The sequence below is a fragment of the Enterobacter cloacae complex sp. ESBL7 genome, assembly GCF_041679625.1.
GTDB lineage: Bacteria > Pseudomonadota > Gammaproteobacteria > Enterobacterales > Enterobacteriaceae > Enterobacter > Enterobacter asburiae_B.
The window spans coordinates 405,507-424,499 of record NZ_JBGORN010000003.1 but is presented as its reverse complement, the minus strand read 5'-3'; the positions used below and the strand labels follow the sequence as shown (position 1 = coordinate 424,499).

19 protein-coding genes, 1 tRNA gene and 1 pseudogene are annotated in these 18,993 nt (G+C 57.9%); 8 read left to right on the top strand and 13 right to left on the bottom strand.

Annotated elements, in window-relative coordinates:
• Window positions 1-371 precede the first annotated feature (371 nt).
• The gene (gene mgtA, locus ACERY3_RS15390) at window positions 372-3,080 is read left to right on the top strand and encodes a magnesium-translocating P-type ATPase (RefSeq protein WP_373225945.1); all 2,709 of its coding nucleotides are present in this window, start codon (window positions 372-374) and stop codon (window positions 3,078-3,080) included.
• Between the two features lie 210 nt (window positions 3,081-3,290).
• Window positions 3,291-5,675: a beta-N-acetylhexosaminidase gene (locus ACERY3_RS15385; RefSeq protein WP_373225944.1), complete on the top strand. Its 2,385-nt coding sequence runs from the start codon at window positions 3,291-3,293 to the stop codon at window positions 5,673-5,675.
• 50 nt (window positions 5,676-5,725) lie between these two features.
• Here ACERY3_RS15385 and ridA read toward each other — a convergent pair whose 3' ends face one another.
• The 4 genes from ridA to ACERY3_RS15365 form a co-directional block, all read right to left on the bottom strand.
• On the bottom strand, window positions 5,726-6,112 hold the full coding sequence (gene ridA / locus ACERY3_RS15380; RefSeq protein WP_008501391.1) for a 2-iminobutanoate/2-iminopropanoate deaminase: 387 nt from the start codon (window positions 6,110-6,112) through the stop codon (window positions 5,726-5,728).
• A 73-nt stretch (window positions 6,113-6,185) separates the two neighbouring features.
• On the bottom strand, window positions 6,186-6,647 hold the full coding sequence (gene pyrI, locus ACERY3_RS15375) for an aspartate carbamoyltransferase regulatory subunit (protein ID WP_023310197.1): 462 nt from the start codon (window positions 6,645-6,647) through the stop codon (window positions 6,186-6,188).
• A gap of 12 nt (window positions 6,648-6,659) precedes the next feature.
• A complete protein-coding gene (pyrB, locus tag ACERY3_RS15370) occupies window positions 6,660-7,592 on the bottom strand; it encodes an aspartate carbamoyltransferase (protein WP_023310198.1) in 933 nt (310 codons plus the stop codon).
• Between the two features lie 34 nt (window positions 7,593-7,626).
• Complete coding sequence (locus ACERY3_RS15365; protein WP_022646880.1) at window positions 7,627-7,731, bottom strand: pyrBI operon leader peptide; 105 nt, start codon at window positions 7,729-7,731, stop codon at window positions 7,627-7,629.
• On the opposite strand from ACERY3_RS15365, the pseudogene ACERY3_RS15360 reads away from it, so the two are divergent.
• Window positions 7,711-7,828: pseudogene (locus ACERY3_RS15360) on the top strand (hypothetical protein). The gene ACERY3_RS15365 and the pseudogene ACERY3_RS15360 overlap by 21 nt on opposite strands.
• Before the next feature lie 3 nt (window positions 7,829-7,831).
• Here the strand turns inward: ACERY3_RS15360 and ACERY3_RS15355 are convergent.
• The 5 genes from ACERY3_RS15355 to arcA all read right to left on the bottom strand — a co-directional run bounded on the left by ACERY3_RS15355 (window position 7,832) and on the right by arcA (window position 13,110).
• Complete coding sequence (locus ACERY3_RS15355) at window positions 7,832-8,311, bottom strand: arginine repressor (protein WP_029739272.1); 480 nt, start codon at window positions 8,309-8,311, stop codon at window positions 7,832-7,834.
• An 80-nt stretch (window positions 8,312-8,391) separates the two neighbouring features.
• Complete coding sequence (locus tag ACERY3_RS15350; RefSeq protein WP_236902425.1) at window positions 8,392-9,795, bottom strand: YfcC family protein; 1,404 nt, start codon at window positions 9,793-9,795, stop codon at window positions 8,392-8,394.
• A gap of 47 nt (window positions 9,796-9,842) precedes the next feature.
• Window positions 9,843-10,847 (bottom strand): ornithine carbamoyltransferase, encoded by a 1,005-nt coding sequence (gene argF / locus ACERY3_RS15345; RefSeq protein WP_032647051.1) that lies wholly within the window; start codon window positions 10,845-10,847, stop codon window positions 9,843-9,845.
• Window positions 10,848-10,967: 120 nt separating this feature from the next.
• Window positions 10,968-11,879: a carbamate kinase gene (gene arcC / locus ACERY3_RS15340; RefSeq protein ID WP_373225943.1), complete on the bottom strand. Its 912-nt coding sequence runs from the start codon at window positions 11,877-11,879 to the stop codon at window positions 10,968-10,970.
• Window positions 11,880-11,889: 10 nt separating this feature from the next.
• Window positions 11,890-13,110 (bottom strand): arginine deiminase, encoded by a 1,221-nt coding sequence (gene arcA / locus ACERY3_RS15335; RefSeq protein WP_029739276.1) that lies wholly within the window; start codon window positions 13,108-13,110, stop codon window positions 11,890-11,892.
• A gap of 675 nt (window positions 13,111-13,785) precedes the next feature.
• On the opposite strand from arcA, the gene ACERY3_RS15330 reads away from it, so the two are divergent.
• The gene (locus ACERY3_RS15330) at window positions 13,786-14,238 is read left to right on the top strand and encodes a YhcH/YjgK/YiaL family protein (RefSeq protein ID WP_373225942.1); all 453 of its coding nucleotides are present in this window, start codon (window positions 13,786-13,788) and stop codon (window positions 14,236-14,238) included.
• A 180-nt stretch (window positions 14,239-14,418) separates the two neighbouring features.
• Here the strand turns inward: ACERY3_RS15330 and ACERY3_RS15325 are convergent, their stop codons facing one another.
• The 4 genes from ACERY3_RS15325 to ACERY3_RS15310 all read right to left on the bottom strand — a co-directional run bounded on the left by ACERY3_RS15325 (window position 14,419) and on the right by ACERY3_RS15310 (window position 16,569).
• On the bottom strand, window positions 14,419-14,871 hold the full coding sequence (locus ACERY3_RS15325) for a DUF3828 domain-containing protein (protein WP_069303573.1): 453 nt from the start codon (window positions 14,869-14,871) through the stop codon (window positions 14,419-14,421).
• Window position 14,872: 1 nt separating this feature from the next.
• Window positions 14,873-15,235: a hypothetical protein gene (locus ACERY3_RS15320; protein WP_033144509.1), complete on the bottom strand. Its 363-nt coding sequence runs from the start codon at window positions 15,233-15,235 to the stop codon at window positions 14,873-14,875.
• Window positions 15,236-15,499: 264 nt separating this feature from the next.
• Complete coding sequence (gene argF, locus ACERY3_RS15315) at window positions 15,500-16,504, bottom strand: ornithine carbamoyltransferase (RefSeq protein WP_373225941.1); 1,005 nt, start codon at window positions 16,502-16,504, stop codon at window positions 15,500-15,502.
• Entirely contained in the window at window positions 16,474-16,569 is a 96-nt protein-coding gene (locus tag ACERY3_RS15310; RefSeq protein ID WP_213705005.1) for a hypothetical protein, read from the bottom strand. Before ACERY3_RS15310 ends, argF (ACERY3_RS15315) begins: the two co-directional genes overlap by 31 nt.
• Before the next feature lie 99 nt (window positions 16,570-16,668).
• Here ACERY3_RS15310 and rraB point away from each other — a divergent pair, with 99 nt between their 5' ends.
• From rraB to ACERY3_RS15290, 4 genes are all read left to right on the top strand, one after another.
• Window positions 16,669-17,094, top strand: a complete 426-nt coding sequence (gene rraB / locus ACERY3_RS15305) for a ribonuclease E inhibitor RraB (protein WP_029739283.1) — start codon at window positions 16,669-16,671, stop codon at window positions 17,092-17,094.
• 46 nt (window positions 17,095-17,140) lie between these two features.
• On the top strand, window positions 17,141-17,899 hold the full coding sequence (miaE, locus tag ACERY3_RS15300) for a tRNA isopentenyl-2-thiomethyl-A-37 hydroxylase MiaE (RefSeq protein ID WP_058840458.1): 759 nt from the start codon (window positions 17,141-17,143) through the stop codon (window positions 17,897-17,899).
• A 30-nt stretch (window positions 17,900-17,929) separates the two neighbouring features.
• Entirely contained in the window at window positions 17,930-18,652 is a 723-nt protein-coding gene (locus tag ACERY3_RS15295) for a hypothetical protein (RefSeq protein ID WP_058840459.1), read from the top strand.
• Between the two features lie 106 nt (window positions 18,653-18,758).
• A tRNA-Leu gene (locus ACERY3_RS15290) sits at window positions 18,759-18,843 on the top strand.
• The last annotated feature ends 150 nt before the right edge of the window (window positions 18,844-18,993 follow it).

Sequence of the window (18,993 nt, the reverse complement as noted above, 5' to 3'; positions counted from 1 at the left end):
CAACGACGATGTAGTGAATTGAGCCTAATGCTATAGCGCGATTTCGCTATGGGCAAAGTCTGGTTTACGTTCGGTTTATTTGCAGGGGGGTATAATACCGCCCGAATCGTCATAAAGGGTATGCCTAAATCCCTGTACTGCGCGGCGACACCCTACTTTGTACTTACCGGAGGCTTCATGGATCCCGATCCCACACCTCTCCTGAACGGGAGAATGCGTTCTTTCCGGTAAGCCAGCTTTTGCTGTCTCACCGGCGTGAGGCAGCAACGTCTTAAACGTTCCTGCTTGAAAAATTGAGTGCCTCTCAGGTACGGCCTTGCCACGCCTGAAGGAATTGCTGCGTCCGCATTCGCGGATGCGGAGGAATGACTATGTTTAAAAATATCACCCGGCAGCTGCAGGCCCTGCTGAGCCGCCACCTGCCACACCGTCTTGTTCAGCGCGACCCGCTGCCAAACGCCAAAAACATGGCGGGGGCGGCGATCCCCTCGTCCCTGACCGAACGCTGCCTGAACGTGGCGGCGATGGATGAAAACGAAGTCTGGCGCGCGTTCGGCGGACACCCGGAAGGGCTAAACGCGGCCGAAGTGGAAAAAATCCGCGCCGTGCACGGCGATAACCAGATCCCGGCGCAGAAGCCGTCTCCGTGGTGGGTGCACCTGTGGCTTTGCTACCGCAACCCGTTCAACCTGCTGCTGACCGTGCTCGGCCTCATCTCCTACGCGACGGAAGATTTGTTTGCCGCAGGGGTGATTGCCCTGATGGTGGGTATCTCCACGCTGCTGAACTTTATTCAGGAGGCCCGCTCCACCAAAGCGGCGGATGCCCTGAAGGCGATGGTCAGCAACACCGCGACCGTCTCGCGCGTGATTAACGATCTCGGCGAAAACGCCTGGGTGGAGCTGCCGATCGACCAGCTGGTGCCGGGCGATCTGGTGAAGCTGGCCGCGGGGGACATGATCCCGGCGGATTTACGCATCATCCAGGCGCGCGATCTGTTCGTCGCCCAGGCCTCCCTGACCGGGGAATCCCTGCCCGTTGAAAAGGTGGCGCGCAGCCGCGACCCGCAGCAGATGAACCCGCTCGAGTGCGACACCCTGTGCTTTATGGGCACCACGGTGGTGAGCGGTACGGCGCAGGCGATTGTCACCGCCACCGGGGGCAACACCTGGTTTGGTCAGCTTGCCGGGCGCGTCAGCGAGCAGGAGAGCGAGCCAAACGCCTTTCAGAAAGGGATTGGCCGCGTCAGCATGCTGCTGATCCGCTTTATGATGGTGATGACGCCGATCGTGCTGCTGATCAACGGCTACACCAAAGGCGACTGGTGGGAAGCGGCCCTGTTCGCGCTCTCCGTGGCCGTTGGCCTGACGCCGGAAATGCTGCCGATGATCGTCACCTCCACGCTGGCGCGCGGGGCGGTGAAGCTCTCTAAACAGAAAGTGATCGTTAAACACCTCGACGCCATTCAAAACTTTGGCGCGATGGACATCCTCTGCACCGATAAAACCGGCACCCTGACGCAGGACAAAATCGTGCTGGAGAACCACACCGATATCTCCGGCAAAACCAGCGAGCGCGTCCTGCACAGCGCGTGGCTGAACAGCCATTACCAGACCGGGCTGAAAAACCTGCTCGACGTCGCGGTGCTGGAAGGGGTGGATGAGGAATCCGCCCGCACGCTCTCCGGGCGCTGGCAGAAGGTGGATGAGATCCCGTTCGACTTCGAGCGCCGCCGCATGTCGGTGGTGGTGAGCGAGCAGACGGACGTGCATCAGCTGATCTGCAAAGGGGCGCTGCAGGAGATCCTCAACGTGTCGACGCAGGTTCGCTATAACGGCGACATCGTGCCGCTGGACGACACCATGCTGCGCCGCATCAAGCGCGTCACCGACAACCTGAACCGTCAGGGGCTGCGCGTGGTGGCGGTCGCGAGCAAGTTCCTGCCCGCGCGCGAGGGTGACTATCAGCGTATCGACGAATCCGATCTAATCCTCGAGGGCTACATCGCCTTCCTCGATCCGCCGAAAGAGACCACCGCGCCGGCGCTGAAAGCGCTGAAGGCGAGCGGTATTACCGTCAAAATTCTCACCGGCGACAGCGAGCTGGTGGCGGCCAAAGTGTGCCATGAAGTGGGGCTGGACGCGGGCGACGTGGTGGTGGGGAGCGATATCGAGCACCTGTCCGATGACGAGCTGGCGAAGCTTGCCCGGCGTACCACGCTGTTTGCCCGCCTGACGCCGATGCACAAAGAGCGCATCGTCACCCTGCTCAAGCGTGAAGGGCACGTGGTGGGCTTTATGGGCGACGGCATCAACGACGCGCCCGCGCTGCGTGCGGCGGACATCGGTATCTCCGTCGATGGCGCGGTGGATATTGCCCGCGAGGCGGCGGATATCATTCTGCTGGAAAAGAGCCTGATGGTGCTGGAGGAGGGCGTGATCGAAGGACGCCGCACCTTTGCCAACATGCTCAAGTACATCAAAATGACCGCCAGCTCCAACTTCGGTAACGTCTTCAGCGTGCTGGTGGCGAGCGCGTTTCTGCCGTTCCTGCCGATGCTGCCGCTGCATCTGCTGATCCAGAACCTGATGTACGACGTGTCTCAGGTGGCGATCCCGTTTGATAACGTGGACGACGAGCAGATCCAGAAGCCGCAGCACTGGAACCCTGCGGATCTGGGGCGCTTTATGCTGTTCTTTGGGCCGATCAGCTCCATCTTCGACATCCTGACCTTCTGCCTGATGTGGTTTGTGTTCCACGCCAACACCCCGGAACACCAGACGCTGTTCCAGTCCGGCTGGTTCGTGGTAGGCCTGCTGTCGCAGACGCTGATTGTGCACATGATCCGCACCCGCCGCATTCCGTTTATCCAGAGCCGCGCCGCGTGGCCGCTGATTGTGATGACGGGCATTGTGATGGCGCTCGGTATCGCGCTGCCGTTCTCGCCGCTGGCAGGCTACCTGCAGCTTCAGGCGCTGCCGCTGAGCTATTTCCCGTGGCTGGTGGCAATCCTCGCGGGCTATATGGTGCTGACGCAGATGGTGAAAGGATTCTATGCGCGTCGGTATGGATGGCAGTAATTTTTTACCCTCACCCTAACCCTCTCCCTGGAAGGGAGAGGGGACCGCTCGGTGCCGCCTTTCACCCTCGCTCCTTTGGGGAGAGGGGGCTGGCTTTCCTCCCAAATTCAACAACCTGTGATCTCCGTCGGCGCATTCGCTTGACGACAAATTGAGCGCATGTTAACAGAATATTTTGCCTTTATTTGGCCCGTCAGATAAGGAACATTCATGTTACGGTACAGTCTCTTAACCGCCGGGCTGATGCTCGGCGCCTCTGCGTTTGCCGCCCCGGCAGGCGACCTCCCTTTGATGCCCTGGCCTGCGAAGGTCGAACGCCCGACGACTCAGGGCGCGCTGGTGCTCAACAACAATGTATCCATTAGCGTCAGCGGGGACGATCTCGGTGACGCCGTCAACCGCCTGCGCCAGCGCATGGCCCTGCAAACCGGCTGGACGCTGCAGCCGCAGGCCGACAAGCCTGAAAAGCCGACCATCCGTATCGCGATTGCCAAAAAGGTCAAGCCGCAGCCGCTGCCGGACAGCGATGAAAGCTACAGGCTCACGGTGAATGCCAGCGGCGTCGATATCTCCGCCAACACCCGCTTCGGCGCGCTGCGCGCCATGGAAACCCTGCTCCAGCTGATGCAGAACGGCGCGGAAAACACCTCGCTGCCGTGGGTCACCATTGAAGATTCGCCGCGCTTCCCGTGGCGCGGGCTGCTGCTCGACTCGGCGCGTCACTTTATTCCGCTGCCGGATATCAAGCGCCAGATCGACGGCATGGCCGCGGCGAAGCTCAACGTCCTGCACTGGCACCTGACCGACGACCAGGGCTGGCGCTTCAGCTCGAAGCGCTACCCTAAGCTGACGCAGCTTGCCAGCGACGGGCTGTACTACACGCCTGAACAGATGCGCGAGGTGGTGCGATACGCCGCCGAGCGCGGCATTCGCGTGGTGCCGGAAATCGACATGCCGGGCCACGCCTCGGCGATTGCCGTAGCCTATCCGGAGCTGATGAGCGCCCCGGGGCCGTACGCCATGGAGCGCCACTGGGGCGTGCTGAAGCCGGTGTTGGATCCCACAAAAGAGGCAACCTACGCCTTTGCTGACGCGATGGTCAGCGAACTGGCGGCGATCTTCCCCGATCCGTATCTGCATATCGGCGGCGATGAGGTCGATGACAGCCAGTGGAAAGCGAACGCCGCGATCCAGAACTTCATGCGCGACAACAGGCTGGCGGACAGCCACGCGCTGCAGGCGTATTTCAACCGCAGGCTGGAAACGATCCTTGAGAAGCATCACCGGCAGATGGTCGGCTGGGATGAGATCTATCATCCCGACCTGCCGAAAAGCATTCTGATCCAGTCCTGGCAGGGGCAGGACGCGCTGGGGCAGGTGGCGCAGAACGGCTACAAGGGCATTCTCTCCACCGGTTTCTATCTCGACCAGCCCCAGTCCACCGCCTATCACTACCGCAACGAAATTGTCCCGCAGGGGCTGAACGGCGTGGATGTGATTGCCGACAGCGACAGCGTCCAGAGCTGGGCCTTCTCCATGCCGCGCCTGAAGGGCAAGCCGGTGGAGGGGAGCTTTACGCTGGTGAAAGGGGATTCAGGCTGGCGCGGGTTTATTGATTTTGCCGGGAAATCGCGCCGCGCGGTGCAGGATATTGAATGGCGCGATGACAGCCAGGTCACGTTTACCGTCGACACCTGGATGGGCGAGACGCGCCCGGTGGTCTCCGTCGATAACGACAAACTCACCGGCTATTTCCTGGTGGGGAATACGCGTTACCCAATCAGCGGCACGCGTCTGGACGCGGTGCCGAAAGGCATTCCGCCGGTCGTGCCGGACGTGGCGAAACAGGCCAACCTGCTCGGCGGGGAGGCCGCGCTGTGGGCGGAAAACGTGGTGGCGCCGGTGCTGGATATCCGCCTGTGGCCGCGCACCTTTGCGGTGGCGGAGCGGCTGTGGTCCGCGCAGGACGTCAACGACGTCGATAACATGTACACCCGCCTGCAGGCGATGGACAGCTGGTCGACGGTGTCTGTCGGGCTGCAGCAGCATGCCCAGCAGCAGGTGCAGTTCACGCGCCTTGCCGGTAATGCCGACACGCTGCCGCTGCAGATCCTCGCTCAGGCGGTAGAGCCCGCGCAGTATTACACCCGTCAGCACCTGAAGTTCCAGGCGGGAAATTATCATCAGTTCGAACCGCTCAACCGCTTCGCCGATGCGCTGAACGCCGAAAGCGCCACCGTGCGCCAGATGAAAAAATGGGCGGACCGCCTGGTGAGCGATGCGGAAGACGCGGAAAGCGCCGACGCGCTGCGCCACGTCTTTAACCGCTGGCAGAGCAACACCAGCGACGCGCTGGCGTTAAGCGAAAACAGCTATCAGCTGAAGGCGATGAAGCCGGTGATCCAGGAGGTGGATAAGCTGGCCTCCATTGGCCTGCGGCTGACGGATCTGGTCGCGCGCCAGGGCACGCTGGATGATAAAGAGATAGCCTCGATTCAGAGCGAGCTGGATAACGCGGCGAAGGTTCAGGACGAGGTGGTGATTGCGGCGGTCTATCCGCTGGAGACGCTGCTCAGGGCGACGCGGAATCAGTAGCAAGCAACAAAAAAGGCAGCCTGGGCTGCCTTTTTTATCGCCAACGCGAATTAGCGACGTACGGCGATCGCTTCGATTTCAATTTTCACGTCTTTTGGCAGACGGGCCACTTCCACGCAGGAGCGCGCCGGGAAGGTGGCGTTGTGCTCGGTGAAGAACGCTTCGTAAGTGGCGTTAACGGTCGCGAAATCGTTCAGATCCTTCACGAAAACGGTGGTTTTCACGATATCGCCCACTTTCAGACCGGCAGATTCAACGATAGCCTGCACGTTTTCCAGGGACTGACGCGCCTGTGCCGCAACGTCTTCCGGCACCGCGCCGGTTTTTGGGTTCACCGGGATCTGACCGGAAGTGATGATCATGCTACCCAGATCAACGCCCTGAACGTAAGGACCGATAGCCGCTGGTGCATTTTCCGTCGCGAGTACTTTGCTCATGTTTTCTCCAGAATTACAGCGTTAAGAATGTTCCCGGCCATTATAACAGCCGGGATTTCATTACCAACCTCAATTAGTTGGCCAGCACCACATAATGAGAAAACTCTTTTTCGCAGTATTTGCATTTGAGCGCGATGTCATCGGCGCGTTTTTTCACTGCAAAGCTGGAAGAAACCGGCTCAGCATGACTGATGCAGTTGCTGTTCGGGCAGACCAGCACGCTTTCGATGCGATCCGGCAGGCTCGGACGGGATTTGCCGACCACTTCATACTCGTCGATGCGGTTGACGGTGGCGTCCGGCGCGTACAGCGACAGCTGGTTGACCTGCTCGTCGGTCAGGAAGGTGTTCTCGATTTTAATCAGGTCTTTGCGGCCCATCTCGCCCGACGGCAGGTTCAGGCCGATGGTGATGCGCTGGTCGGTTTCGGTCAGTTTGAACAGCGTCAGCAGCTTAAAGCCCACCTGCGCAGGGATGTGGTCAATCACGGTGCCACGCTTGATGGCTTCAACCTGGAGTTTGTTATCGTGTGTCATGGTCGTTTCCCCTTACAGTGCCAATTCGCGATTCAGAACCAGTGCCAGTAACGCCTGGCGGGCGAAGATGCCGTTTCCGGCCTGCTGGAAGTACCAGGCGTGCGGAGTCTTATCCACGTCTGTGGTGATCTCATCGATGCGCGGCAGCGGATGCAGCACCTTCATGTTGTCGCGCGCCCCCTCGAGGTCGCTGGCGCGCAGCACGAACTGCGCCTTCACGTTGGCGTATTCGGACGGATCCAGACGCTCTTTCTGCACGCGGGTCATGTAAAGAATATCCACGTGGCTCATCACCTCTTCGATGCTGGCGTGCAGGCTCCACTGAATGCCTTTCTCATCCAGCATGTCGAGAATGTACTGCGGCATCGCCAGCGCGTCAGGCGCGATGAAGAAGAAGCGGTTGCCGTTAAATTTCGCCAGCGCCTGGGTCAGGGAGTGGACGGTGCGGCCATACTTCAGGTCGCCGACCATGGCGATATTCAGGTTCTCGAGCTTGCCCTGCGTCTCCTGAATGGTGAACAGATCCAGCAGGGTCTGCGTTGGGTGCTGGTTGGCACCGTCACCGGCGTTCAGCACCGGAATGCCGCCGGAAAATTCGGTCGCCAGGCGCGCCGCGCCCTCCTGCGGATGACGCATCACAATCGCGTCGACGTAGGTGCTGATCACTGAAATGGTGTCCGCCAGGGTTTCGCCTTTTTTACCCAGCGACGTGTTGCTGCTGTCCGAGAAGCCCACCACGCTCGCGCCCAGGCGGTGCATGGAGGTTTCAAAGGAGAGGCGGGTGCGGGTCGAGGCTTCGAAGAAGCAGCTCGCAATCACCTTGTGCTTCAGCAGCTCCGGTTGCGGATTGGCCTTCAGTTTTGCCGCGGTTTCCAGAACCAGTTCCAGCTCTTCGCGGCTGAGGTCGTTTATGGAAATGATGTGTTTTTGATAAAGCGGATTCATGTTTATCTCCTGACGCCGGGCAAAAAAAAGCCCCTCAAATGAGGGGCTCTGGGAATAGGTTTAGCAACGGGAAGAAAAACGGCAGGCCAGCGTCTGATTTCAGACGCGGTAAGACGTTATGTCGTACACGCTTGACCATGCTTCCTCCCGGCAAATTGTCGGGCATTATACGCAGCTCGCTTTTCGGATCAAGCGATTTAATGCACGCTTTACTCAATGCAAACGGTTCTTTATGAATATTAATGCGTTCTGAGTAAATAATTAATTTGCTTATGCACCAGTGCGGTGCGCTTCACGACCCGGGGAGCGACCCAGACGATACTGCTGCCGGCCACCACGCCTAAAATTTCCGGCAGCTGGTGATAATCCAGAATACGCGCCACCGCGCGGCCATATCCGGCGACGGTATGAACAAGGATAAACTCGCTATTGTGCTCGACGCTGACCACCATTTCGGACACGGTACGCGCGGCGTCGGGGGCAGGGCGCAGCTGGGGATTCAGCGAATAAATCTTTAGCCCTTTGGCATTTCGAATTTTTATGACGCCGAGCAATTTAAGCAGACGTGAAACGGTGGACTGGCTGATGGTCTCAAAACCACGCTCCTGCAAATCCCGGCGGATCTCCTCCTGAGAGAGATAGCTCTTTTCTGCGATCAGGCGCTGGCAGACCGTCAGCTGTAGTTGCTCTTTGGGAGAGTACTCTTCGTAATCCATCATAGTTCCCATATCAGTTCCTGAAATAACCGGTGGCACCGCACCGATCCGTAGGCCGGATAAGCGCAGCGCCATCCGGCAAATCACAACAAGGCACCCAGACTTAACGCCACCATAATCACCACCGTTAAAATGCCCAGCAGCGGCGCCACCCATTTCAGATAGCGCACGTAGGGCACGCGGGCGATGGCCAGCCCGCCCATCACGACGGCAGAAGTGGGCGTGACGAGGTTAACGATGCCGGAGGCCGACTGGTAAGCCGTCACCACCAGGTCGCGGTTGACGTTAGCGAAATCGGCAAGCGGCGCCATGATCGGCATCGTCAGAACGGCCAGGCCGGATGAAGAAGGCACAAGAAACGACAGCACGACCTCCAGCCAGTACATCACGTTGATAAACGCTACCGTGGACAACCCGCTGACCAGCCCTTCCGCGCTGTGCAAAATGGTGTGGGTAATCATGCCCTTATCCATGATGACTACGATACCGCGCGCGATGCCGATAATCAGCGCGACGCCCAGCAAATCTCGCGCGCCGTTGATAAACGTCGACGTCAGCTCCTCTTCGCTCATGCGGGCAATCAGGCCGACGATAATCGCGCTGGCGAGAAACACCGCTGAGATCTCTGCCATCCACCAGCCCAGCACCGCCACGCCGTAGATCATCACCGCGAAGGCGAGGGCGAAAATCACCAGGATGAGTTTGCGCACCGGGGTAAATTCCAGCGACTGTTCGCCCTTGTCGCCGAGGAAGTGGGCGCGGTTCTCTTCCTGTTTGTCTGCGACGATCGACAGCGACGGATCCTGGCGCACCTTACGGGCGTAACGCATCACCCACGCCACGCAGATGACCCAGCCGATGACCAGCAGCGCCACGCGCAGGGCGATGCCGTTAGTGAAGGGGATCCCGGCGGCGTTGGCGGCGATCACCGTGGCAAACGGGTTAATGGTAGAGCCGAGCGTGCCGATCCCCGCCCCGAGCAGCACGGTGGACGCGGCGACAACCGGATCGAACCGGGCGGCCAGCATCACCGGTACCAGCAGGGTGTAGAACGGCAGCGACTCTTCGGCCATGCCGTAAATCGTGCCGCCTGCGGCAAACAGCGCCATCAGGATCGGGATCATCCACTCCTCGCGCCCGCGAAGCCGGGTGGTGACGCGTTCGATCCCGGCGTCAATCGCCCCGGTTTTGGTGACGATCCCGAGAAAACCGCCGATGATCAGGATAAACAGCGCGACGTCGATTGCCCCGGCCTGGCCGGAGACCGGATCGTACAGCCCGGCGATGGGCGCCATCAGGACGGAAACCAGCCCCTGCGGATGTGCCGCCACGTGCGCGTACGTTCCGGCAATCGGGACTTCTTTACCGAGGGTTTCGTTCATCGCCATCTGGTACTGACCGGCGGGGACGACCCAGCTCAGCGCCGCCACAACGGCAATCAGGAAAAAGAGAATGGTGTAAGCGGAGGGAAACTTAAACTTGCCCATGATGTTCTCCTTAAACCCGGCGCACCCCGCGGCGCGCCGGGCGGTGATTAGTCGCCGAGTGTCGCCACCATGACCGCTTTAATGGTGTGCATGCGGTTCTCTGCTTCGTCGAAGACGATGGAGTTCGGTGATTCGAAGACCTCTTCCGTCACCTCCAGCCCCTTCAGGCCGTAGGCCATCTCGATCTCGCGGCCCACTTTGGTGTGTTCGTTGTGGAACGCCGGCAGGCAGTGCATAAACTTGACGTTCGGGTTGCCGGTGGCCTTCATCACGTCCGCGTTGATTTGATACGGCTTCATCAGGCTGACGCGCTCGGCCCAGGCCTCCTTCGGCTCGCCCATGGAGACCCACACGTCGGTGTAGAGGAAATCGGTCCCCTGCACGCCTTCTTCCACGTCGTCGGTGAGGGTGATGCGCGCGCCCGTCTCTTTCGCGATGGCGCGGCACTGCTCAACCAGCCCGGCTTCCGGCCAGAAGGATTTCGGTGCGACGAGGCGGATATCCATCCCCATCTTGGCCGCGCCGACCATCAGCGAGTTGCCCATGTTGTTGCGCGCGTCGCCCAGGTAGGCAAAGCTCAGCTCCGGCAGGGTTTTGCCCGGCGCGTGCTCCAGCATGGTCATCAGGTCGGCGAGGATCTGCGTTGGGTGGAACTCGTCGGTCAGGCCGTTCCACACCGGCACGCCCGCGTATTCGCCCAGCTCTTCGACGATGGCCTGGCCGTAGCCGCGGTATTCGATGCCGTCATACATGCGGCCCAGCACGCGGGCGGTGTCCTTCATCGACTCTTTATGGCCGATCTGCGAGCCGCTTGGGCCGAGATAGGTCACCTGCGCGCCCTGGTCGAACGCGCCCACTTCGAATGCGCAGCGGGTGCGGGTGGAGGTTTTTTCAAAAATCAGGGCGATGTTTTTCCCGACCAGGGTTTGCTTTTCGCGCCCGGCTTTTTTGGCGGCCTTCAGCTCGATGGCGAGGTCGATCAGGTACTGGATCTCCGCCGGGGTGTAGTCCAGCAGTTTCAGGAAGTTGCGGTTTTTCAGGTTGATGGTCATGTGGGAAATCCTTTTAAAAATTAGCTGTCTGATGCCCTCACCCCGGCCCTCTCCCACAGGGAGAGGGGGGCTTACATTCCCTCTCCCTTAGGGAGAGGGTTAGGGTGAGGGGAAAACGACTCAGTTACGAATCAACGTGCCTTTCTCGCCCGCCAGGATCTCAGCGCCGTCGGCCAGCGCGCCGATCCCGGCAATGCCGTTGCAGGCCTCAACAAACTCGCGGCAGGCGGCCACTTTCGGCCCCATCGATCCGGCGTCGAACTGCATGCCTCTGAGCAGCTCCGGCGTCACCTGCGCCAGCGGGCGCTGGGTCGGCTTGCCCCAGTCGAGGTACATCGCGTCGGCATCGGTCAGGATCAGCAGGGCGTCGGCCTCGATCTGGCGCGCCAGCAGGGCGGCGGAGAGGTCTTTGTCGATCACCGCCTCAATGCCGCGATAGCCGTTGGCGTTCTCTACTACCGGCACGCCGCCGCCGCCGTTGCAGATCACCAGGTGATCGCGCTGGATCAGCGCGGTGATGGCGTCGCTCTCGACGATGCGTTTCGGCTGCGGTGACGGCACCACGCGGCGGACGTAGCTTCCGTCGGCCTTAAACACCCAGCCTTTTTCCGCCGCCAGGCTTTTCGCCTGGGCTTCGCTGTACACCGGGCCGATGTATTTGGTCGGGTTGCTGAAGGCCGGGTCGGCGGCGTCCACTTCCACCTGCGTGAGCAGGACGCTCACCTCGCGCTGCGGCAGATTGTTTTTCAGCGCCTGCTGGAGCATGTAGCCGATCATTCCCTGGCTTTCGGCGCCGAGAACGTCCAGCGGGTAGGGTGTGACTTTGTCGTAGGCGCTGTTCTGTAGCGCCAGCAGCCCGACCTGCGGCCCGTTGCCGTGCACCAGCACCACGCGCCACTGTTCTGTTAATCCGGCGATGGTGCGCGCGGCCTGCTCGATGTTCTGGCGCTGGATTTCGGCTTCCAGCGGCTCGCCGCGCTTGAGCAGCGCGTTGCCGCCCAGCGCAACAACCAGAGTGGGTTTTCGTTCCATGATGGCTCCTTTAAATTCCGTCGCGTTCCAGCGGGCAGCTCATGCAGCGTGCGCCGCCGCGGCCGCGTCCGAGCTCGTCGCCCGGGATAGGCAGCACGGTGATGCCCGCTTTGTCGTACTTCTCGTTGGTCCAGACGTTGCGCTCGTAGCCGATCACCACGCCCGGGCGGATGGTCAGCACGTTGTTGGCGTCGTTCCACTGCTCGCGTTCAGCTTCAAAGGCGTCGCCGCCGGTGGTGATCAGGCGCACCTGATTAATGCCGAGCGCTTTCTCGATGGCGTGCAGCAAGTCGGTTTCCTGGGTGCGCAGCAGGCCGCCGCGTCCGTCCGGGGTGAGAGTCCAGCACTGGGCGTCCTTGCGCACCACTTCCGGGTAGACCGAGAAGGTGTCCACGTCGATGTGGGTCATCACGGTGTCGAGGTGCATGCAGGAGCGGTGTTTTGGCAGCTCAACGGCGATCACGCGCTCGGCCTGACGGTGTTTGAACAGGCTGTTGGCGAGGAACTCCACGCCCTGCGGCGTCGTGCGTTCTGACATGCCGATCAGCACCGCGCCGCGTCCAATAACCAATACGTCGCCGCCTTCTAGGGTGGCGTGGTCGTAATTAATATTCTCGTCGCCGAAATACTTAATAAAATCGCCGTCGGCAAACGCCGGGTGCCAGCGATATATTGCCCGCAGGTTATTGGTTTCACGCTGACGGGCCGGTTTCGCCATGGGGTTAATAGAGACGCCGTTATAAATCCAGCACGAGGTATCGCGGGTAAATAAATGGTTCGGCAGCGGCTTCATAATAAAATCATTCGCCGTGTGGGTATCCACCACCATATTTTTAATCGCCGCCGGAATTTCGCCGTAGGTTAATCCGCCGCTCAGTCTGCGCGCCAGTTCGCGGTGCGGCATATCCGCCAGCCAGCCGCGCACGTCGCCGGCAAAGGTTGGGCCGAGGCGATAGTCGGAGATTTGCGTATCCAGCAGCCAGGCTTTCGCTTCTGCAATATCAAGGGTTTGTGTCAGAAGGTCGGTCAACAGCAGGACTTCCACACCCTGCTCGCGCAGCGTGTTGGCGAAGATGTCATGCTCCTCACCCGCCCGCTCAACCGAGAGCACGTCATCGAAAAGCAGCTCCTGACAGTTTGATGGCGTTAAACGTTTCAGACTTAAATTAGGCCGATGCAGCATAACGCTACGCAATTGACCAATTTCAGAACCGACGTAATGCTTTTCCATAATTATTCCTTTAACTTTTTTTCAGAATAAAAAGGGCATGCGCCATGTGATGTATTTCATGACATGGCGGCTAAGCTCAATTGATTTCGTGATTCATACTAGGCAGTTAAATAATCCGTATTGTGATATTGCTCACGCGAAACCGGATATTAAGGAGTTTGTTTTCATTTGCATGATTCGCATCAGATAATGATTGATTTCATATTATTGAGGGGTGAATAGCTAAGCAGGATCCGCTGGCATTATTTGAGGTTGTTATTATTTTGTAGATTTTAATTCTTTGAAATATATCGTTATGTGACTGATTTTAAATGAAAAATATCATGAGCAAGAATGGCTATGCAATTAACGTAATTAACTATTTTTGACTTAAGAAAAATCAATAAATAATTATGGCTTTTTAGAGCAAATTATCAAAACAGTAAAGTGTGAGGCGGCAACGGGTTTTGTTAATTAGAGAGCAGGATCAAGAGGTTAGAAGAGTCGGACGATAAGCGCTGATCGAGGTTATGCATAACCCCTGCATAATTGCCTGGACAGGATTAACAGTGGGTTAACACCTTTCCCGATAAACATGCGCTCGCGCAAACCTCTTCAAAAAAGGACTGGTATGGCAGTCTTAACTCTCGTATAAAAGATAAAAATGAAACGTTGTTTTACGTAGAGGGATTTCACATGATTATAGGCAACATCCACCATCTGCAGCCCTGGCTGCCTGACGCGCTGCGCCAGGCGATTGAGCACGTTAAAGCCCACGTCACTGACGCCACGCCGCTCGGGAAACACGACATCAACGGCAGCAGCCTGTTCTATCTGGTCTCGGAAGATATGACCCAGCCGTTCGCCGATCGCCGCGCCGAGTACCACGCGCGCTATCTGGACATCCAGATAATTATGAAGGGCCAGGAGGGGATGACCTTCAGCACCCTGCCGCACGGTACGCCGGACACCGACTGGTTGGCGGAGAAAGACATCGCGTTCCTGCCGGAAGGCGAGCAGGAAAAAACCGTGGTGCTGAGCGAAGGGGATTTTGTGGTGTTCTGGCCGGGTGAAGTGCATAAGCCGCTGTGCGCGGTGGGCGCGCCTGCGAAGGTGCGCAAGGTTGTGGTGAAAATGCTGATTAGCTAATCGGGTTTACTCCCTCTCCCACAGGGAGAGGGCCGTATCGGTGCTTGATTTGCCCGGTGGCGCTGCGCTTACCGGGCCTACGATTATTGATATCGTTGCACAAAGTAGGCCGGGTAAGCGCAGCGCCACCCGGCAAGAAAAGCGCACTGAACCACTAGAGTGATAAGAACTTTGTTTGGCTCATTTAGAGATAGCCAGATTTCTTGAAAAATCCGCATTAGAAACTGACTGTACCTTCCATAAGTTGTTTTCTTTAACCATGCAGTCTATGACTACGTGCTCCTGCTTTTTGCCAAATGCAATGTATACGTTGACACAAACTGGATCGGTATCCCCGGCTATGGCTGTTACATTCTGGGGCCAGTCATCGCCAACGTATTGCGCTTTTAAAAACATATCGGCTTCGTAAAACTCTTCGTCGGCATAACGCGGATCCTGCGTATGACGGAGTTTTTTCATTGTTGATGCTGTGACATATTTATCTATTTCGTTTCCATCAGTAATGGGAAATGCATCTTTGTTGATTTGATTAACGTACCAGCTGTTAAATTTTACAGCACGCTCAATCGGGTCAGAGTGGCCAGCCATTACAGAGAAAGAAAATATGAAGAGAAGCAGTAAGATATTTTTCATATCAGTAGTGCCTGTAAAGGGTGATTTTTGGCTGTATCTTACGATATGTCTGGCCGGGATAAAGGCTGTTCTGTTTAAAATCTGAATACCAGGTACCCGATCCGTCGTAGATACATGCATGCCCGTTCTGATGCGCACCTGGTAATGCGTCAATTACTGCGACATCACCCTCAATGGGTGTGCCGTACACCTTGCTGAATCCTGCCTTCTCAAGAGAGCGCCAGAAGTTTTTTGCATCAGCACCATCAATTTTCAAACCTCCGGCACGAATAGCTGCAGCGACGGCGCGAGCGCAGTAACCCGTACTGTTATGATGTGCGTGGCTGCGGGCATATGACACAGCTTCATGCTTATTCCATGACATAAAATAATCCTTATTTTATTAACGAAACGTAGTAATAAGGAAACATTACACCGGATATTTACAATGGTATGTAATTGATAATGATCTAATATTAACCATCATCAATCTAATAAATAATGGTTAATAAAATTATAAATACATATTATGGTTGATGCTTATCTGAGGATGCGTCAGTAAAATGATTTTTTTGCGCGTAAACTGGAAATGATTATCTGCTGAAAAATAATTCAGCAGATAATCACCCTCTCAAGGTAAGAGAGAGGCTCACTCCCCAAGCGTCGCCACCATCACCGCCTTAATCGTGTGCATCCGGTTTTCCGCCTGGTCGAACACGATGCTCGCCGCCGACTCAAACACCTCGTCCGTGACTTCCATCCCGCCGTGCAGGTCGAACTCTTTCGCCATCTGCTTGCCGAGCGTGGTCTGGTCGTCATGGAATGCCGGCAGACAGTGCAGGAACTTCACGTCCGGGTTGCCGGTCAGCGCCATCATCTGCGCGTTCACCTGATACCCGCGCAGCAGCGCAATCCGCTCCGCCCACTTCTCTTTGGCTTCGCCCATCGACACCCACACGTCGGTATAGATAAAGTCCGCGCCCTTCACGCCCGCCGCCACGTCTTCCGTCAGCGTGATTTTTCCGCCGTGCTTCTCCGCCAGCGCGCTGCACTCCGCCGCCAGGCTCTCTTCCGGCCAGCAGGCTTTCGGGGCCACCAGGCGCAGATCCAGCCCGGTCAGCGCCGCCGCTTCCAGCATCGAGTTGCCCATGTTGTTGCGCGCGTCGCCCGCGTAGACCAGCGTCATCTCGTTAAACGCCTTGCCCGGCAGGTGCTCCTGCATGGTCAGCAGGTCCGCCAGCAGCTGGGTCGGGTGGAACTCGTTGGTCAGCCCGTTCCATACCGGCACGCCCGCATACTGCGCCAGCGTTTCGACCACTTCCTGGCCGTGGCCGCGATACTGAATGCCGTCATACATCCGCCCGAGAACCCGCGCGGTGTCCTTAATTGACTCTTTATGCCCAATCTGGCTGCCGCTCGGCCCTAAATAGGTGACGCGTGCGCCCTGGTCAAATGCGGCAACTTCGAAAGAGCAACGTGTACGGGTCGAGTCTTTTTCGAAGATGAGCGCGATGTTTTTACCGGTAAGCTTTTGTACTTCCTTGCCATTTTTTTTATCGGCTTTGAGCTGTGCGGCAAGGGTCAGCAGAGAAGTGAACTGTGCAGGGGTAAAGTCGAGCAGTTTCAGAAAGTGTTTCTTGTATAAATCGGACATCTTATCCTCGCATGGCGAACGCCACTTATTGAATTAAAATTCACTTTATATGTGTAATTATTCATTTGCAACCCCGTTTCACAAATCTTTCTTACAAAGGTGGAGGCAAACCCGTCCGTGTGTGAAAATAGAAGTATCTGCCGCACTTTAAAGAGGATTGAGCCATGGCAAACCCGGAACACCTGGAAGAGCAACGCGAAGAGACGCGTCTGATTATTGAAGAACTGCTGGAAGACGGTAGCGATCCGGACGCGCTGTACACCATCGAGCACCATTTCTCTGCGGATGATTTCGACGCGCTGGAAAAACTGGCCGTGGAAGCCTTCAAGCTGGGTTACGAAGTGACCGAGCCGGAAGAGCTGGAAGTAGAAGAGGGCGACACCGTCATCTGCTGCGACATCCTGAGCGAAGGCGCGCTGAAGGCGGAGCTGATCGACGCGCAGGTAGAACAGCTGATGAACCTGGCCGAGAAGTTTGAAGTGGAATACGACGGCTGGGGAACCTACTTCGAAGATCCGAACGGTGAAGACGGCGAAGAAGGCGACGACGAAGATTACGTCGACGAAGACGACGACGGCGTGCGTCACTAAGCGTTTCAGGCGGTGGCGCGCGCCACCGCTTTTTCAAGGCAGAACCATGGATTACCCGCAGATACTCGCCCCCGTACTCAACTTCCTCCAGTGCCCGACCCCGCAAGCATGGATTGATAAAGCCCGCGACCCGGCGAACCTGCCGCTGCTGCTCACCGACCACATGGTGTGCGAGCTCAAGGCCGCCCAGACTGCGCTGCTGCTGGTGCGCAAATACGTCGCCGACGAAAGCGGTGCCGACGCGCTGCTCGACTGGCTCAAACCCTACGAACAGTTCACCTTCCGCGACGGCCCGGAGCCGGACTTCGTCGCCCTGCACAGGCAGATTGGCAAAAGCGTGATGCCCAAAACCGATGACCCGTGGGGCCAGTCGCTTATCGACAGCATGGTGCTGCTGATTAAAGAGGAGCTGCACCACTTCTGGCAGGTGCGCGAGGCGATGCTGGCCCGCAACATTCCGTACGTCAAAATCACCGCCAGCCGCTACGCCAAAGGGATGCTGAAGGACGTGCGCACCCACGAACCGCTGACGCTGATCGACAAGCTCATCTGCGGCGCCTACATCGAAGCCCGCTCCTGCGAACGCTTCGCCGCGCTGGCCCCGTTCCTCGACGACGACCTGCAGAAGTTCTATCTCTCGCTGCTGCGCTCGGAAGCGCGCCACTATCAGGACTACCTTACGCTGGCCCAGCAGGTGAGCGACGACGATATCTCACCGCGCATAAAGCTTTTTGGCGAAATTGAAGCCACACTTATCTCGACACCGGACAACGAGTTTCGCTTCCACAGCGGCGTGCCGGTGTAAACCGGCACAACTCAAGGATAAGGATGCGAGATGAATAAAACGTGGACCCGTACCGTGATGGTTGTTGTGGTGGCCGCCGCCGTGGCGTTCTGGGTGTTCTTCGACAGGCAGCGCGCTCCGGAACGGCAGATGGATTCCGCTCTTAACGCGATGCCCGCCTGGCAGGTGATTAAGGAGCAGGAGCCCGCGCTGCATCAGCGCATCCTCGACCAGATGGCCGCCCTGCAAAAAGCGGGCGAGCCGGAGCAGCAGATTATCGACACCATTCAGCCGCAGATCCTGCATCTGCAGATGTCGCGCCTGCAAAACGCCCCGGACGCCAACGTGGTGAACTACATGACCATCAACATGGAGCAGACCGCCGCCATCCAGAAGGTGAGCGACGACGCCTGCTTCCGCTTCCTCTATCCGACGGTGAAGGGCGGCGTGAACCCGATGCGCATGCTGGATAAAGATCTGATGGCGCGGCGCATGCAGGCCGACGCCGACATGATGCGCGCGGCCTATGGCAAAAACCGCCACACCGTGACCCCGGCTGAACGCGAGGCGGCTGTTGAGGATGTTCGACCGATTATGAAGGCACTTGCCGATAAGTACGGCGAGGACATCCAGCTGCTGCAGATGCCGGAGAAGGCGGCGGGCAAAGAGAAGCTCTCCTGCGATATGGTGCAGGAGATGTGGGCGAAGGTGCTGGCGCTGCCGGAGCAGAAGGCGGCGGGGGTGATTCGTCTGGCGGTGTCCGAGCTGGAGTGACGAAGGGCGCTGGTTTTTTGGGCACTTAGCGCGGGTTTAGCGCGTCGTCGCTTGCATGGCGGCGCGCGACAGGTATAATCCACAACGTTTCCGCATCCCCTTCAGTGCCGAAGTGGCGAAATCGGTAGACGCAGTTGATTCAAAATCAACCGTAGAAATACGTGCCGGTTCGAGTCCGGCCTTCGGCACCATCGGAACATCAATAGACGTCAACGGACGTCTTTTTTTGTGCCTGAAATCCAGTATTTACCTGTCATTCCCGCTATATTAACTCTCTCAAGGTCAACCGACTTCAACGTACATCTATCAACAGATGTTGGTACAGATGATGGTATTTCCGG